17 protein-coding genes and 1 riboswitch are annotated in these 15,877 nt (G+C 44.0%); of the genes, 16 read left to right on the forward strand and 1 reads right to left on the reverse strand.

Going from position 1 to position 15,877, the window contains the following annotated elements; genetic code table 11:
- Window positions 1–65 precede the first annotated feature (65 nt).
- The 8 genes from GJB59_RS05215 to GJB59_RS05250 all read left to right on the forward strand — a co-directional run bounded on the left by GJB59_RS05215 (window position 66) and on the right by GJB59_RS05250 (window position 6,907).
- Window positions 66–590: a hypothetical protein gene (locus GJB59_RS05215; protein ID WP_142828929.1), complete on the forward strand. Its 525-nt coding sequence runs from the start codon at window positions 66–68 to the stop codon at window positions 588–590.
- 339 nt (window positions 591–929) lie between these two features.
- Window positions 930–1,085, forward strand: a complete 156-nt coding sequence (locus GJB59_RS05220; RefSeq protein ID WP_185960086.1) for a YuzK family famiily protein — start codon at window positions 930–932, stop codon at window positions 1,083–1,085.
- A gap of 261 nt (window positions 1,086–1,346) precedes the next feature.
- Window positions 1,347–2,129, forward strand: a complete 783-nt coding sequence (gene sufC / locus GJB59_RS05225; protein WP_185960089.1) for a Fe-S cluster assembly ATPase SufC — start codon at window positions 1,347–1,349, stop codon at window positions 2,127–2,129.
- Between the two features lie 18 nt (window positions 2,130–2,147).
- The gene (sufD, locus tag GJB59_RS05230) at window positions 2,148–3,452 is read left to right on the forward strand and encodes a Fe-S cluster assembly protein SufD (RefSeq protein WP_142828933.1); all 1,305 of its coding nucleotides are present in this window, start codon (window positions 2,148–2,150) and stop codon (window positions 3,450–3,452) included.
- The gene (locus GJB59_RS05235) at window positions 3,452–4,681 is read left to right on the forward strand and encodes a cysteine desulfurase (RefSeq protein WP_142828935.1); all 1,230 of its coding nucleotides are present in this window, start codon (window positions 3,452–3,454) and stop codon (window positions 4,679–4,681) included. The genes sufD and GJB59_RS05235 overlap by 1 nt, the downstream gene beginning before the upstream one ends.
- A complete protein-coding gene (sufU, locus tag GJB59_RS05240) occupies window positions 4,671–5,111 on the forward strand; it encodes a Fe-S cluster assembly sulfur transfer protein SufU (protein ID WP_142828936.1) in 441 nt (146 codons plus the stop codon). The genes GJB59_RS05235 and sufU overlap by 11 nt, the downstream gene beginning before the upstream one ends.
- Window positions 5,112–5,131: 20 nt before the next feature.
- Window positions 5,132–6,529 (forward strand): Fe-S cluster assembly protein SufB, encoded by a 1,398-nt coding sequence (gene sufB / locus GJB59_RS05245; protein ID WP_142828937.1) that lies wholly within the window; start codon window positions 5,132–5,134, stop codon window positions 6,527–6,529.
- A gap of 189 nt (window positions 6,530–6,718) precedes the next feature.
- A complete protein-coding gene (locus GJB59_RS05250; RefSeq protein ID WP_142828938.1) occupies window positions 6,719–6,907 on the forward strand; it encodes a hypothetical protein in 189 nt (62 codons plus the stop codon).
- Between the two features lie 67 nt (window positions 6,908–6,974).
- Here GJB59_RS05250 and GJB59_RS05255 read toward each other — a convergent pair whose 3' ends face one another.
- Complete coding sequence (locus GJB59_RS05255) at window positions 6,975–7,409, reverse strand: DNA alkylation repair protein (protein WP_236015424.1); 435 nt, start codon at window positions 7,407–7,409, stop codon at window positions 6,975–6,977.
- A 187-nt stretch (window positions 7,410–7,596) separates the two neighbouring features.
- On the opposite strand from GJB59_RS05255, the gene GJB59_RS05260 reads away from it, so the two are divergent.
- The 8 genes from GJB59_RS05260 to GJB59_RS05295 all read left to right on the forward strand — a co-directional run bounded on the left by GJB59_RS05260 (window position 7,597) and on the right by GJB59_RS05295 (window position 15,848).
- Window positions 7,597–8,457 (forward strand): DUF72 domain-containing protein, encoded by an 861-nt coding sequence (locus tag GJB59_RS05260; protein WP_142828939.1) that lies wholly within the window; start codon window positions 7,597–7,599, stop codon window positions 8,455–8,457.
- Window positions 8,457–9,284 (forward strand): sulfite exporter TauE/SafE family protein, encoded by an 828-nt coding sequence (locus GJB59_RS05265; RefSeq protein ID WP_142828940.1) that lies wholly within the window; start codon window positions 8,457–8,459, stop codon window positions 9,282–9,284. The genes GJB59_RS05260 and GJB59_RS05265 overlap by 1 nt, the downstream gene beginning before the upstream one ends.
- 12 nt (window positions 9,285–9,296) lie before the next feature.
- Window positions 9,297–10,640: a bifunctional metallophosphatase/5'-nucleotidase gene (locus tag GJB59_RS05270; protein ID WP_142828941.1), complete on the forward strand. Its 1,344-nt coding sequence runs from the start codon at window positions 9,297–9,299 to the stop codon at window positions 10,638–10,640.
- Between the two features lie 71 nt (window positions 10,641–10,711).
- Window positions 10,712–10,892: riboswitch (Lysine riboswitch) on the forward strand.
- Between the two features lie 108 nt (window positions 10,893–11,000).
- Complete coding sequence (locus GJB59_RS05275) at window positions 11,001–12,575, forward strand: Na+/H+ antiporter NhaC family protein (RefSeq protein WP_142828942.1); 1,575 nt, start codon at window positions 11,001–11,003, stop codon at window positions 12,573–12,575.
- Window positions 12,576–12,771: 196 nt separating this feature from the next.
- Window positions 12,772–14,292, forward strand: a complete 1,521-nt coding sequence (locus GJB59_RS05280) for a sodium-dependent transporter (RefSeq protein ID WP_142828943.1) — start codon at window positions 12,772–12,774, stop codon at window positions 14,290–14,292.
- A gap of 15 nt (window positions 14,293–14,307) precedes the next feature.
- Window positions 14,308–14,439, forward strand: coding sequence for a methionine/alanine import family NSS transporter small subunit (locus tag GJB59_RS05285; protein WP_142828944.1), 132 nt, complete (start codon window positions 14,308–14,310; stop codon window positions 14,437–14,439).
- A gap of 143 nt (window positions 14,440–14,582) precedes the next feature.
- Window positions 14,583–15,506 carry a lipoyl synthase gene (gene lipA, locus GJB59_RS05290; RefSeq protein WP_142828945.1) on the forward strand — a complete coding sequence of 308 codons (924 nt, stop codon included), beginning with the start codon at window positions 14,583–14,585 and terminating at the stop codon, window positions 15,504–15,506.
- 15 nt (window positions 15,507–15,521) lie between these two features.
- Window positions 15,522–15,848, forward strand: a complete 327-nt coding sequence (locus tag GJB59_RS05295; protein WP_236015428.1) for a YutD family protein — start codon at window positions 15,522–15,524, stop codon at window positions 15,846–15,848.
- Window positions 15,849–15,877: the final 29 nt, after the last annotated feature.

The following is a 15,877-nucleotide window of genomic DNA, read 5'->3' on the forward strand; positions in this document are numbered from 1 at the left end:
GGTCTATTCTATTGGTAATTTCTGTGCTATTATAGCGAAGATATTACACAATAGGGGGAAACATCATGAAGAAATTATGGGCGATTGGTTTATCAGCGGCATTTTTATTGACTGCCTGCGGAGAAGAAGAAGCAGCGGAGCCAGCGGAAGCAACAGCAGGTTCTGAAGGTTCGGATGACAGCAAAGAAGTTAAACAGGAATTGATGAAGTTTTATATGTCTATTCCAAATACGATCAATGCAGTTGATGGTGACTTGAATGCATTTGAGATGAACCAGGCCGAAGATACATTGCCAGAAGGCGATGAACTGCAGGCGATGAAAGATGCAGCAATTGCTTCTGCTGAAGAAGCAGCAGGCGCTATTGATTCCATAGAAATTCCAGGAGCATTGGAAGAACAGCAGGAAACGATCGAATCAGCATTTGCTGCAATGCAGGAATCCTATGAAATGAAAGTTGAAGAATTGACGAAAGATGCATCATTTGAAGCAGCTATCGAAAAATTCGGAGAAGCAGATACAATGTTGAACGAGTTGCTTGTAGAGCAAGATTTGGCTGAATCAAGTATTTACAATGAAGTATCACAATAAATAAAGCGAACCCCTGACAAGCAATTGTCAGGGGTTTGTAATTTTATAGGGATTGAACCGATAGATAAGCTTACACTAGGTTCAAAAGGAGCAATTTAGAAAAGCAGCAATGGCGGAGCTGGTTTGAAAAAAAAGACAGCAGGCCAATATCTGCAGCAAATACAGGTTTAAGCATGTCAAGCAGAAGCATAAGTCGATAGTTCTATTTTCAGACTAATTAGACAATTTGTATGTTTATTTGATATTACGTGGGGTATAATAGTGATGTAAACTTCAAAACCCAAAGATTGAAAGGAATGGTTCAATATCGAATCGAACGGAATTGAAAAGACGGAGAAAATGGAACAAGCATTCAGAAACGCACATGGTTTCGGGATTGACGAGTATCAAAATGACCCTGACAAAATACTTGAAGTCGAACAGCGCCGTGAACAGGATTATCAGCTAGGCCAAAAAGTAGCCAGCCAAATCGAACGGCAGATTCATCGAGACTAACATATAAAAGCAAACCAGCATCCTCGGATGCTGGTTTTTTATTGATACAGTTTCTCAATTAGAGATCATTTATTGAAAATATAAAACCATGACAGTTATCATGCCGCACTTTTGGAAACAACTGAGAAATGCAGTATTCTAAAATGATTTGCTGCAGCTTTAAAGACAGTTTAATGATTTGCCAGTAGGATGGATATGGGTTAAGATTAGAATGATACTAATTAAGAATGGTTTGCCATTCAACATCAACTTTATGGAGGTATTTACATGTCAACTTTGGTCATTAAAGATTTACACGTTAAAATCGAAGACAAAGAGATTTTAAAGGGTGTAGACTTAACAATTAATACAGGTGAAATACATGCAATCATGGGGCCTAACGGTACTGGAAAATCTACTTTGGCTTCAGCTATCATGGGCCATCCTAAATATGAAGTCACGCAAGGCTCTATTACTTTGGACGGCGAAGACGTTCTGGAAATGGAAGTTGACGAACGCGCACGTGCTGGCCTTTTCCTTGGTATGCAATACCCAAGCGAAATTTCTGGCGTAACCAATGCTGACTTTATGCGTTCTGCGATGAATGCACGCCGCGAAGAAGGCGATGAAATTTCTTTGATGAAATTCATCCGCGAATTGGATAAAAAGATGGAAGTGCTTGATATGGAGCAAGAAATGGCACAGCGTTACTTGAACGAAGGTTTTTCAGGCGGAGAAAAGAAACGCAACGAAATCCTTCAGTTGATGATGATCCAACCGAAAATCGCCATCCTGGATGAAATTGACTCCGGATTGGATATCGATGCATTGAAAGTTGTTTCAGAAGGCATCAACCAAATGAGAAGCGAAAACTTCGGTTGCCTGATCATTACTCATTACCAGCGTTTGCTGAACTATATTACGCCGGACCATGTACATGTCATGATGCAGGGACGCGTTGTAAAATCAGGTGGAGAAGAACTTTCCCACAAACTTGAATCTGAAGGCTATGACTGGATCAAAGTGGAACTTGGCATTGAGGACGAGACTGTAGGACAAGCATAATTGAAGGGAGAGACTAGCATGACGGTTGAAACAAATTCAAAAATGACCGAGCAGGACGTGCGCTCTTTTTCAGAAATGAATGGTGAACCTTCATGGTTTACTGAGCTTCGTCTTCGTTCGTTTGGTGAAGCGCAAACTTTGCCGCTGCCAAAACCAGACAAAACCAAAATTCTTAGCTGGAATTTTACTGAATTTCCAGTGCACACAGTACAAAGTTCAGTCTTCGATTCTATTGAAGATTTGACTGAAGACATTAAGTCCATCGTGGATTTAGAGCAAAAAAACCTTTATATCCAGCACAATAACACTCCTGCATTTTCACGCGTTTCCGAGGAACTTGCAGCTCAAGGCGTTATTTTGACGGATATTTTCACTGCTCTTCGTGAACACGGCGATTTGGTCAAAAAATACTTTATGACAAACGGCGTAAAAACAGATGAGCATAAATTGACAGCGTTGAATGCGGCGTTGATGAACGGCGGCGCATTCCTTTATGTTCCAAAAAATGTTGTAGTGGAAGAACCTGTGCAAGTGGTTTTTTATCATGATGACGCTGAAGCTTCGTTGTTCAACCATGTAATCGTGGTTGCGGATACGAGCAGTAAAGTGACTTATGTCGAAAACTATTTCTCAACTGTCCCACATGCAAATGGATTGGCTAATATTGTTTCCGAGGTATTTGCTGAAGACAATGCACAAATTACGTATGGCGCAGTAGATACATTGGCAGAAGGCTTTATTACGTATGTAAACCGTCGCGGTAGAGCAGCTCGTGATGCGCGTATTGAATGGGCATTGGGTATGATGAACGATAGCGACACGATTTCCGAAAACACGACAAATCTGATCGGCGATAATTCTTATGGCGATACGAAAAGCGTTGTAGTAGGACGCGGGTCGCAAAAACAAAACTTTACGACTCAAGTTGTTCATTGGGGCAAAGATTCCGAAGGGTTTATCTTGAAACACGGTGTGATGAAAGATTCAGCCTCAGCCATCTTTAACGGCATCGGCAAAATCGAACACGGTGCAACAAGATCAAACGCTGTTCAGGAATCACGTGTTTTAATGCTAAGTGAAAAAGCCCGCGGAGACGCCAACCCGATTCTTTTGATCGACGAAGATGATGTAACAGCGGGACATGCTGCTTCAGTCGGACGCGTAGATCCGCTTCAATTGTACTATTTGATGAGCCGCGGCATCACAAAACAGGAAGCTGAACGTCTTGTTATTCACGGTTTCTTGGCACCGGTCGTTCGTGTATTGCCAATCGAAGGCGTTAAAAAGCAATTGACGGAGGTTATCGAAAGGAAAGTCCGCTAATGATCAACCAAGAAGTAAAAAGCTATTTTCCGATTCTCAACCAAGAAATAAACGGTCATCCGCTTGTTTATCTGGACAGCGCTGCAACTTCACAAAAACCAGTTCAGGTAATTGAAGCGTTATCGAATTATTATAAGTTGGACAATTCCAATGTGCACCGTGGCGTTCATACGCTCGGCAACCGTGCAACTGAAAAATACGAAGGCGCACGTGAGAAAGTCCGGAAATTCATTAACGCCAATTCAACCGAAGAAACGATCTTCCTGCGGGGAACAACAACTGCTATCAACCTCGTTGCGCAAAGCTATGGCAGAGCCAATGTGGATGAAGGAGACGAAATTGTCATTACCTATATGGAACACCATTCCAATATTATTCCATGGCAGCAATTAGCGAAAGAACGCGGCGCCATTTTGAAATATGTGGAACTGGAAGAAGATGGAACGATTTCTTTGGAGCAAGTTCGAGCGGCAGTAACGGAACGGACAAAAATCGTTTCAATGGTCTATGTCTCAAACGTTCTTGGCACGATGAACCCGGTAAAGGAAGTTGCACAGATCGCCCATGAAAATGGAGCGGTTATGGTGGTGGACGGTGCACAGGCAGCGCCCCACCTGAAAATAGATGTTCAGCAGCTTAACTGTGATTTCTTCGCCTTTTCCGGACACAAAATGTGTGGTCCTACTGGGATCGGCGTACTTTATGGAAAAAAGGAATTATTGAACAATATGGAACCGGTAGAGTTTGGCGGAGAGATGATCGACTTTGTCGGATTATACGATTCAACCTGGAAAGAGCTGCCTTGGAAATTCGAAGGCGGTACACCGATTATTGCAGGCGCCGTGGGATTGGGTGCAGCTATAGATTTCCTGAACGAAATCGGTTTAAATGAAATTGAAAAGCACGAACATCAAATGGCTGCTTATGCGATGGAAAAAATGAGCAGCATTGAAGGACTGGAAATTTACGGTCCGGCTGACCCGCAGCAGCGGGCTGGAATTGTCACGTTCAACTTGAACGATGTTCATCCGCACGATGTCGCAACCGTTCTTGATATGAGCGGCATTGCGGTGCGTGCCGGCCATCACTGCGCTCAGCCTTTGATGAAATGGCTGGAAGTTACAGCTACAGCACGCGCGAGCTTCTACTTATACAATGGCGAGTCAGATGTTGACCGCTTGGTAGAAGGTCTGCGTTCGGCAAAGGAGTATTTCAACGATGTCTTCTAATAACTTAGACCAATTATACCGCCGTGTTATTATGGATCATTATAAAACGCCCCGCAACAAAGGGACGATTGAAGATAACAGCGTCAATATTGAGATGAACAACCCGACCTGCGGAGACCGCATCCACTTGACTTTGCAGGTCGAGGACGGCATTGTCAAAGATGCGAAGTTTGACGGTGAAGGATGTTCGATTTCAATGGCTTCCGCATCTATGATGACGCAAGCTGTCAAGGGACAGGAAATTGATACGGCATTAAAACTTTCCGGCATCTTTTCAGATATGATGCTCGGCAAGGAGTACGATGATTCGATCGACCTTGGCGATATTGAAGCATTACAAGGCGTCTCTCAGTTTCCAGCCCGTATCAAATGTGCGACTTTAGCATGGAAAGCCATGGAAAAAGGCGTGCAAAACGAAGAAAAATCGTAATAGAGAACGGAGGAACGACGATGGCGAAACAAATGCCAGAAATCGGTGATTATAAATATGGGTTCCACGACAAGGATGTTTCAGTATTCAGATCAAAACGTGGCCTGACTGAAGGAATTGTAAGAGAAATCTCGAAAATTAAAGAAGAACCGGAATGGATGTTGAATTCCCGTCTGAAAGCATTGAAATTGTTTTATTCAATGCCGATGCCACAATGGGGCGGCGATTTAAGTTCGTTAAACTTTGATGAAATTACGTATTACGTAAAACCATCGGAAGCGAGCCAAACTTCATGGGATGAAGTTCCTGAAGAAATCAAACGCACATTCGACAAATTGGGGATTCCAGAAGCAGAGCAAAAGTATTTGGCTGGCGTATCGGCTCAATACGAATCTGAAGTGGTTTACCACAACATGAAAGTCGAATTGGAAGACATGGGAATTGTCTTTAAAGATACGGGTGCTGCCCTTCGTGAAAACGAAGACCTTTTCAAGGAATATTGGCAGTCGGTTATTCCGGCAGCTGATAATAAGTTCGCTGCGTTGAACACAGCGGTTTGGTCTGGTGGATCATTCATCTATGTGCCTAAAGGCATCAAAGTGGAATCTCCGCTTCAGGCTTACTTCCGCATCAACTCAGAGAACATGGGCCAGTTTGAGCGTACTCTCATCATTGTTGATGAAGGCGCAAGCGTCCACTATGTAGAAGGCTGTACAGCTCCTGTTTACACGACGAATTCACTTCACTCAGCTGTGGTGGAAATCATCGTGAAAAAAGATGCTTATTGCCGCTACACAACAATTCAAAACTGGGCAAATAATGTCTTTAACCTTGTGACGAAGCGTGCATTTGTTGATGCTAACGGCACAATGGAATGGATCGATGGCAACATTGGTTCAAAAGTGACAATGAAATACCCAGCTGTTTACTTGAAAGGTGAAGGCGCTCGCGGTATGACCCTGTCAATCGCAATTGCCGGCAAAGGCCAACACCAGGATGCAGGAGCGAAAATGATTCACTTGGCTCCAAACACATCTTCATCCATTGTTTCGAAATCCATTTCGAAGCAAGGCGGTAAAGTTTCATACCGCGGGATGGTTCATTTTGGACGCAAAGCGGATGGCGCACGTTCAAACATCGAATGTGACACGCTGATCATGGACAATCAATCAACTTCAGATACAATTCCATACAACGAAATCTTAAACGATAACGTTTCTTTGGAACACGAAGCGAAAGTTTCAAAAGTATCTGAAGAGCAATTGTTCTACTTGATGAGCCGCGGCGTTTCAGAACAGGAAGCAACAGAAATGATCGTAATGGGCTTTATCGAGCCATTCACGAAAGAACTTCCAATGGAATATGCGGTGGAAATGAACCGTTTGATCAAGTTCGAAATGGAAGGCTCTATCGGGTAATAAAATCAGGAAACAGCCCTTGGCGTGTATATTCTCATGCCAAGGGCTGTTTTTGTGAATTTTGCTTAATTCGGAAACATGAGCCGCTACAGTTTTTCAGTTAAGATCATTTGGAGATCCATGCAGTTTTATTATTCATGAAAAGGGTAAAGGAATTAGGAACATAAAATTCAAGGAGGTATGCCGGAAATGAGTCAAAAATTCGATGCTTTAAAAGAAAAGCTCAGCAACGCAGACTTAGGGCAAGCCAAAGAAGTTATGGAACAAGCCAAACAAGCCCACGAGGATGGAGAAATTGACGCAACTGAAAAGAAAGAATTGATGGAATCAGCGAAATCCGTCATTGGCGGCGGCAAAGGGCTTGGCGGAATATTTTAAACTGTTGAAATAAAAATTCAAGAGTGTAAGTGAAATAGCCTTTAGCATACATATCGTATGCTAAAGGCTATTTTTGATACTTTTCAGCGCCTGTCGTATGGCAGCCATACCCGCCGTCCGGTCCAATGACATGGCCAAGTGTTCGGGGAGCGTTAGAATCAACGTTGTCCCACCAGGACTTGCTTTCAATGAGTTCTTGGAGAAAAGGCAAGTCCTCTATGGTTAACTGCTTTTTCATTTTTTCCAACAAAGCAATTGCCGCATATTGGTATTCCCGTTCCATCAAGTTATACAGTTTCCATACCTCCTCTGATATTTCCTCTGGGTCTGGCTGTTGGTACTTCAGAAATTGCTCCCTCAGAAACGCTTTCCGCAAAGGGGGTTTAAAGCCCAGAAAGTCAAACTGGTTGTGCATATAAGCGATCATTGGAATAGCCAAGTCATCATTGCGGTTCGCCTCGAATTTCTCGGCGACTCCTTTATGATCCCATTTCTCCCCCAATCATTGCATCTCCTTACGTTTTTATAAAAGTGTAGCTCAGTCCAAAAAGGCCAGACGGAGAAGCAGTGTCCCTTTAAAAATATTTCATCTATAAAATATCAGTTGCTTTAAAGGATTTCTCTTTAAAAAAGACGTTCTATTTTTTCTATGCTATCATAAAATAATAACGATAATTGGAGGCGGGATGATGATTTATGTAGGATTGACGGGTTGGGGAGACCATCCGGATGTCTATAGCCCAGGCTCAAAAAAGACAGAGAAGTTGATTGATTATGGCGCTCATTTTCCGATTGTCGAGCTGGATTCCTCGTTTTACGCGGTTCAGCCTGAACGGAATATCCGGAAGTGGATTGCCGAAACACCCGAAAATTTTCAGTTTGTGGTAAAAGCCTATCAAGGGATGACTGGCCATCAGCGTGGAGAAAATCCATTTGAGTCGCGTGATGATATGTTTGAAGCATTCTGCAAATCTGTCCGTCCGTTGAAAGAAGAAGGCAAGCTTGCAATGGTACTGCTGCAGTTTCCGCCATGGTTTGACTGCCAGAAGGATAATGTCGACCAACTTAGGGAAATTACCGGGCGCCTGACAGAATTCGATTTAGCGATAGAGTTTCGCCATCAGTCCTGGTATGCCAATGGGATGAGCGAAAAAACATTGGATTTCCTGCGGGACAACAATCTGATCCATTCCGTTTGTGACGAACCGCAGGCTGGCGACGGCTCAATTCCCATGGTTCCAATTTCTTCAAGAAAAGATAAAGTGCTGCTGCGGATTCACGGGCGCAACGTCCATGGCTGGTTGAACCCGGGACACGGACAGAACTGGCGGGAAGTTCGCTATCTTTATGATTACAACAAAGAAGAGATTGAGGAAATCAGCCGCGCAGTCGAGGCATTGGCCGACACTACAGAGAATGTCTATGTTATCTTTAATAATAATTCAGGCGGCCATGCAGCAGGAAATGCCAAAGAGTTTCAAAAAATGAACGGATTATCGTTTGATGGACTTTCTCCAAAACAGATGGATTTGTTTGAAGGAGGATTTTAATGGTTTTCTTGATCATGGCGCTTGTCGGAGTAGTTTCCGGCGTTGTTGGCGCTTTGATAGGGCTGGGCGGGGGAGTTATATTGGTGCCGGCCTTGTTGTTTCTTGGCACCAGCTTCGCTTTTTTTCCTGAACTATCCCCACAAAAAATTGTCGGCTTGTCTGTTGTAATGATGATTTTCACAGGACTGTCTTCTACTTTGGCCTATATGAAAGTTCGGACAGTGGATTATAAAAGTGGACTCATTTTCTTTGCGGGCAGTGCACCAGGAACGGTCATCGGCGCTTTCGTCAATAAAACCCTCGACTTGCCCACTTTCAATCTGTATTTCGGCATTCTTCTCGTTTTGCTGTCCTTGCTGTTGATGATGCGTGATCATCTAAAAGCTGTCTTTTGGTTTGTCAATAACGGACGCAAAACGACATTTACGGATGCACAGGGAAAACAATATATTTACGGCTATCCCATTTGTTTCGCTTTGCTGCTGACATTTTTTGTGGGTTTTGCTTCGGGGCTTTTTGGCATAGGCGGCGGATCGATTATTGTGCCAGCTATGATCCTGTTATTTTTATTTCCGCCTCACGTGGCGGTCGGCACTTCGATGTTCATGGTTTTTTTGTCGGCACTTGTCAACTCGGTTACTCATATTTCACTGGGTCATGTGCCATGGATTTATACGATTGCAGTAGTTCCGGGTGCTTACATCGGTGCAAAGATCGGCGCCAACTTAAACAAACGCCTCGATTCGGAAATGCTAGTGGTAATTTTGCGGATTGTACTCCTGGTTTTGGGGATGCGATCAATTTACGAAGGAATATTCAGTTCTTAAAGAGGTGTTATCATGAACCAAACTATTCATATATATCATACCAATGATTTGCATAGCCATTTCGCGAACTGGCCGCGCATCAAGTCTTTTTTAGCTGAGCGCAAAAGATGGCATGAAGAAGAAGGCGATATCTGCCTGATTTTGGATGTCGGCGACCATGCAGACCGTTCGCATCCCTTTACAGAAGGCACAGCCGGAAAAGGCAATGTCCAGTTGTTGAACGAAGCGGAATACGACGCTGTGACAATCGGCAATAATGAAGGGATTACACTGTCAAAAGAAGAATTGAATGACTTGTATGTCCAAGCTGATTTTGAAGTGGTGGTATCGAATTTATTCGACTTGGAAGGCAATCGGCCAATTTGGGCTAAGCCTCATCATATAATCCAGGCAAAAAATGGAGTGCGCATTGGACTGGTGGGAGCGACAGCAGAATTTACTCCGTTTTACCGGAAACTGGGGTGGCAGGTAACGGATGCAAAAGAGTCGATTATCCAAGCAGTAGAAGAAATAAGGGGTGAGACAGACCTGATCGTGTGTCTGTCGCATCTGGGCATCAAAGAAGACGAGCTATTGGTGGATCTTTGTCCGAACATCAATATTATTTTGGGAGCCCACACCCACCACATATTCCACGAAGGAAAGTGGCAAGGGGATACGCTGTTGGGAGCTGCCGGCAAGTTTGGGTTTTATATTGGGCATATTGCAGTGGAGAGCAGCTTTGAAAAATCTTCGGCACGGCTTATCGAGACTTCCCGTCTTCAAGAAACGGAAGATGGATTTGATGAATTTTTGGTGGAGCAGGGGAAAAAGCAGTTGGGAGAACTGGTGTTTCACAGCACGAAAACTTTGAAAGCGGAATGGTTTAAAGATTCGGAGCTTGGAACTTTGTTTGGACGCGCAATGCTTGAATTTTCAGAAGCTGACTGTGCCTTGTTCAATGCCGGGATTTTCATGGAAGATATGCCGAAAGGCGACTTGACTCGCTATGATTTTCACAAGATGCTGCCTCACCCGATCAACCCCTGCCTCGTTGAATTAAGCGGAGCAGAGTTGAAAGAGATTTACTTGCAGTCCTTGAACTCCGAATGGCCGCAGCTTGAATTAAAAGGCATGGGGTTCCGGGGTGTTGTGTTCGGGAAAATGCTTCATTTTAACATGGAGATCATCGACCACCGGTTTTATATCAATGGACAATTGGCGGTGCATGATCAAACTTACCGGTTGATTACACTGGATATGCTGACGTTCGGCTATTTTTTCCCGAGCTTGAAACGGGCTGCCAAAACTTACTTTATGCCGGAGTTTTTACGGGATGTATTCAGCCAATATTTTCACAGCAAAGCCTTGAAATAGAAGGAATGTTCAGAGTAAATAGGCATTTGATTTTGTTTGGATTTTGGGCTATGCTAACAATGAAATAAATAATGGTGGGTAGAGGCTGCAGGACTGATCAGTAGGATGCGCGAGTTTGACCGCGTTGAACGCATCTGAAAGGAAGTTTTGCCGAAATCCGTTTTCTGGGTCACAGGAAATGGGTTGGGGTCATTCTGAAAAAGAATGTCACTGTCATTCAGGCTGAGGCTTGAATGGAGAGCTACAGGGTTGTTTGACGTTTTAACGCACAGACGAATTGTAGAAGGCTGACTTTATCCAACTGGAGAGGTCAGCCTTTTTTTCTCATTTTTGACCCATCAAATATAAGGAGGAGTTTTTATGGAAAACACGATTTTCTCAATTTTGCCGCCGATTATCGCAATCGTCATGGTGCTGTTAACGCGCCGTGTATTGTTGTCATTGGGTACCGGTATTGTTGCAGCGGCTGTCATCCTGACGTGGTTTGCACCACTCGAAGCCTTGCAGGAGCTTGTGGCATCTTTTGCAATTATCTTTTGGGACGGAGGCTTTAACGCCTACAATGTCTTTATCATTCTTTTTCTTTTGTTGCTGGGCATCATTACAGCTTTCGTCAGCTTGTCGGGTGGCAGCCATGCTTTCGCTGAATGGGCTTCGACGCGCATCAAGTCACGCAGAGGAGCTAAAGTTCTGACAGTGGCTTTAGGCATTGTCATTTTCATCGATGATTATTTTAATGCGTTGGCAGTGGGGCAAGTGGCGCGTCCAATTACGGACCGCTACAAGATTTCACGGGCTAAACTTGCTTACTTTATCGATTCGACTGCTGCACCTGTCTGTGTGGTTTCTCCAGTCTCAAGCTGGGGTGCAGCCATCATCGGCATTATCGCTACCATCTTAGCTGGTCAGACCTTTGTGGAATATTCCGCGCTGGAAGCCTTTCTTTGGATGGCACCGATGAACTTCTACGTCGTCGCTTCACTGGCCATTGTCTTTTTTGTCGCAGTCCGCGATGTCGACTTTGGCGAAATGAAAAAACACGAAGTATTGGCAATTTCCAAGGGGCAGCTTTTCGATCCGGATAAAACAATCCCCGGTGAAATGAAGGAAGATTTCCCATCTCATTCTTATGGCCATGTTAGAGATTTATTGCTTCCGATTCTGCTGTTGATCGTCGGGACAGTAGGTGCGATGATTTGGACAGGCTACCAGAATGCCGGACAAGTCTTTGATATCTGGTTGATTTTTGAGAATACGGATGTTCCAGCTTCCTTACTCATAGGCGGTATTTTGGGTGCATTGACGTCAATCATCCTTTATGCGATGCAAATTAAAAAGAACAAAACTGCAAATGTCGGTTGGATTGGCAAAGGCATCTGGGCAGGCATCAAGTCCATGATGGGTGCAGTACTGATTCTGATATTTGCCTGGTCACTGACGTCATTGATCGGATTGCTGGAGACAGGAGCTTATTTGGCAAATGTCGTTTCTGAAGGCAATGTACCGACAGCCATTTTGCCGGTTCTTTTGTTTGTTTTAGCTGGAATCATGGCTTTCTCAACTGGAACTTCATGGGGATCATTCGGTATTCTGCTGCCGATTGCAGGAACAATTATGATCGAAGCTGATCCATCCTTGCTGCTTCCTGCTTTATCAGCTGTTTTGGCAGGAGCTGTATTCGGGGATCATTGCTCACCGATTTCTGATACGACAATCCTGTCTTCTACAGGAGCCGGGAGCAATCATATGGACCATGTCTTAACGCAGATTCCATATGCATTGACAGCTGCCGGCATTGCAGCGATAGGGTATATTGTCATAGGTTACACTGGCTCATTATTGATCTCGTTAGGCGTAGTCATAGTGGTGCTTGCTGTGCTCTTTATCGTCTGGTCACAACGTACAACTATTATTGAAAAACAACAAAATGCATAACAGAAAGAAGGCAGAGAAGCTAATTCTCTGCCTTTTTACTTTTGCCGCAATAGTTTTTTTGAAATATATTATGAATTCATCTTTACTTTAGGGAAGCCTCTCGGTATACTATTTTTAGATTAATTAATAATCTGAAAACAAACAAAATTCCTATTTTTATGTAAATAAAATGGGATAACACAAAGGGGGAAGAGAGATGGAACGTTCGCAATGGGGTACACGTGCCGGTTTTATTATGGCAGCTGTCGGCTCTGCGGTAGGTCTGGGTAACATTTGGCGTTTTCCATATGTTGCGTATGAAAATGGCGGGGGTGCATTTTTCATACCATATCTATTTGCATTATTGACTGCAGGGATTCCGATTCTCATCTTGGAGTTTACAATTGGCCATAAGTACCGTGGTTCAGCACCGTTGTCATTCTTCAGAATGGGTGGCAAGAAATTGGAATGGCTTGGCTGGTGGGCAGTATTTGTGTCCTTTGTCATATCTGTGTACTATGCAGTAATCATCGCCTGGGCAATGCGCTATACTATATTTTCTTTCAATCAGGCATGGGGTACAGATACACAGGACTTCCTATTCAACGACTTTTTGCAGCTGACAGTTCAACCAGGACAAACTGGCGGGATTGTATGGGGCGTATTTATCCCACTTGCGTTAGTATGGATCATCACGTTGGGTATCCTGCTGGCAGGGGTCAAAAAAGGAATTGAAATGGCCAATCGGATTTTCATCCCGACTTTGGTCATCATCTTCTTCGCAGTTGTTGTTCGTGCCGTGACATTAGACGGTGCATTGGTAGGTTTGGAAGCGTTCTTCCAGCCGAACTTTGATGCCATAATGGATCCATCGGTATGGGTTGCAGCCTATGGACATATATTCTTCAGTTTGTCTGTAGCATTTGCGATCATGATCACGTATTCAAGTTATCTGCCAAAAAAATCGGATATCACGAACAACGCCTTTATTACAGGCTTTGCCAATTCGGCATTTGAGTTATTGGCGGGTATCGGAATATTTGCAGCACTTGGATTTATGGCGGCTCAGCAAGGTGTCGCGGTTAGTGATGTAGCTACAGCCGGAGTCGGACTTGCTTTTGTGGTATTTCCGCAGATCATTAACGAGTTTCCGGGATTCAATGGCCTTTTCGGGGCAATGTTCTTCTTGTCGCTGACATTGGCAGGATTAACTTCATTGATTTCAATCACTGAAACTTATGTTGCTGGTTTCTCAGAGAAGTTCGGAATTTCCCGCAATAAATCAGTGCTCTTCGGCGGCGGTCTGGCTGCTTTAATTTCAATCCTATTCGCCACACAAGGCGGTTTGTACTTCCTGGATTTGGCAGATTACTTCATCAACCAATTCGGTGTTGCGGCAATCGGTTTAGTGGAAGTTCTATTGGTTGTCTGGGTCTTCCGCAAAGCGGACCTGCTCAAAGGCCATGCGAACGAAATCTCCGATATTCATTTGGGTGCGTGGTGGAAATTCAGTCTCGGCATTATCACACCAATCGTTTTGGGTTACATGATGTTCGGCTTATTGAAACTGAATATTCTACAAGAGTTTGAGACGGAGACCGGCAACTATGAAGGATATTCCGATATGTTTACCTTATCAGGCGGTGTGGCAGTCGCTGGGGCGGCAATAATTTTCGGAATTCTGTTCTCACTTGGAAAATGGCATAAGGAACAGGGAGAATATGACGAACGCAACTAAAAGGGGGAGCTTCATATGTCTGTAAGTTCAATTATCGTCATGATTATCGGTATGGTCATCATTTGGGGTGGCCTGGCTGCAAGCATCATACATGCCGTCAGCAGCAGCAAAAAGAACAAAGCGAGAGACGCTGCCAATAACGTATAATTTACGAGCCCGGAAACGTTTAGTTTCCGGGCTTTTCTATGCTTTTAAAGGGAGATGCGAACTTGTGAGGAAGAAGCCTTTGTGATACATTTGGAATAGAATTGGATTCCATACATAAATCAGATAGATAGGGGACGATGTGCGTGTCAACTAAACAAGAACATCTCAGAAAGCCCGATTGGTTAAAGATTAAACTGAACACCAATGAAAACTATACGGATTTAAAGAAAATGATGCGGGAAAACAATCTGAATACGGTTTGTGAAGAAGCGAGATGTCCGAATATCCATGAGTGTTGGGGTACCCGAAGAACCGCAACCTTTATGATTCTTGGAGCTGTCTGTACGAGAGCTTGCCGTTTTTGTGCAGTGAAAACGGGATTGCCGAACGAATTAGATCTGCAGGAGCCGGAACGTGTTGCAGCTTCTGTGAAAATGATGAACTTGAAGCATGCGGTTATCACTGCCGTTGCACGGGATGATTTGAAAGATGGAGGATCGGCTGTATTTGCTGAAACAATCCGGGCAATCAAGCGAGCCAATCCGTTTACGACGATTGAGGTCCTGCCTTCTGATATGGGTGGAGTATATGAAAATCTGGAACGGCTGATGGATGCAAAACCGGATATTTTGAACCATAATATAGAGACAGTGCGCCGCTTGACACCAAGAGTCAGAGCGCGTGCTAAATATGACCGCTCATTGGAACTGTTGAAGCGCTCAAAAGAACTGCATCCCGAGATTCCGACTAAATCATCGCTGATGATCGGCTTGGGCGAAACAAAAGAGGAAATTATCGAAGTCATGGATGATCTGCGCGCAAATGATGTTGATATCATGACAATCGGCCAATATCTCCAGCCTACGAAAAAACATTTGAATGTACAAAAATATTATTCGCCAAAAGAATTCAAGGAATTCTGGGAGATTGCGATGACTAAAGGGTTTTCGCATTGCCAGGCAGGCCCTCTGGTCCGAAGCAGCTATCATGCGGACGAGCAAGTCAATGCAGCTGCCAAAGAGCGTCAGCGCCTCGGAGAAGTGCAAGCAGCTGCTACTAACAGCTAATGGATGGTGAGAAAATTGATCACATTGGATCAGTGGAATTATGACATATTAATCGATTACCGCGAAGGATTTAAGGAAGAGGCGATTACCGCCCGTTTTAGTGAAATCCTGTCAAAATACGATTATATTTTAGGTGACTGGGGCTACGGGCAGTTGCGGTTAAAAGGCTTTTTTGAAGACACCAACCACAAGGCGACGTATGATACCAAAATCAGCACACTGCAGGACTATCTATACGAGTATTGCAATTTCGGCTGTGCTTATTTTGTTATAAAGAAAGTTGGAAAAGCAGCTCCCCCGATTGAAGAACCCGAACAACAGACTCCCGAAGCGGACATTTGATCCGCCGGGGGTTTTTTCATGCATTATGA

Source organism: Planococcus soli (genome assembly GCF_016881065.1).
GTDB classification, from domain to species: domain Bacteria; phylum Bacillota; class Bacilli; order Bacillales_A; family Planococcaceae; genus Planococcus; species Planococcus soli.

Coding starts and splice junctions, on each gene's coding strand:
- GJB59_RS05215 (WP_142828929.1), top strand. CDS start 66: ATGAAGAAATTATGGGCGATTGGTTTATCAGCGGCATTTTTATTGACT.
- GJB59_RS05220 (WP_185960086.1), top strand. CDS start 930: ATGGAACAAGCATTCAGAAACGCACATGGTTTCGGGATTGACGAGTAT.
- sufD (WP_142828933.1), top strand. CDS start 2,148: ATGACGGTTGAAACAAATTCAAAAATGACCGAGCAGGACGTGCGCTCT.
- GJB59_RS05235 (WP_142828935.1), top strand. CDS start 3,452: ATGATCAACCAAGAAGTAAAAAGCTATTTTCCGATTCTCAACCAAGAA.
- sufU (WP_142828936.1), top strand. CDS start 4,671: ATGTCTTCTAATAACTTAGACCAATTATACCGCCGTGTTATTATGGAT.
- sufB (WP_142828937.1), top strand. CDS start 5,132: ATGGCGAAACAAATGCCAGAAATCGGTGATTATAAATATGGGTTCCAC.
- GJB59_RS05250 (WP_142828938.1), top strand. CDS start 6,719: ATGAGTCAAAAATTCGATGCTTTAAAAGAAAAGCTCAGCAACGCAGAC.
- GJB59_RS05260 (WP_142828939.1), top strand. CDS start 7,597: ATGATTTATGTAGGATTGACGGGTTGGGGAGACCATCCGGATGTCTAT.
- GJB59_RS05265 (WP_142828940.1), top strand. CDS start 8,457: ATGGTTTTCTTGATCATGGCGCTTGTCGGAGTAGTTTCCGGCGTTGTT.
- GJB59_RS05270 (WP_142828941.1), top strand. CDS start 9,297: ATGAACCAAACTATTCATATATATCATACCAATGATTTGCATAGCCAT.
- GJB59_RS05275 (WP_142828942.1), top strand. CDS start 11,001: ATGGAAAACACGATTTTCTCAATTTTGCCGCCGATTATCGCAATCGTC.
- GJB59_RS05280 (WP_142828943.1), top strand. CDS start 12,772: ATGGAACGTTCGCAATGGGGTACACGTGCCGGTTTTATTATGGCAGCT.
- GJB59_RS05285 (WP_142828944.1), top strand. CDS start 14,308: ATGTCTGTAAGTTCAATTATCGTCATGATTATCGGTATGGTCATCATT.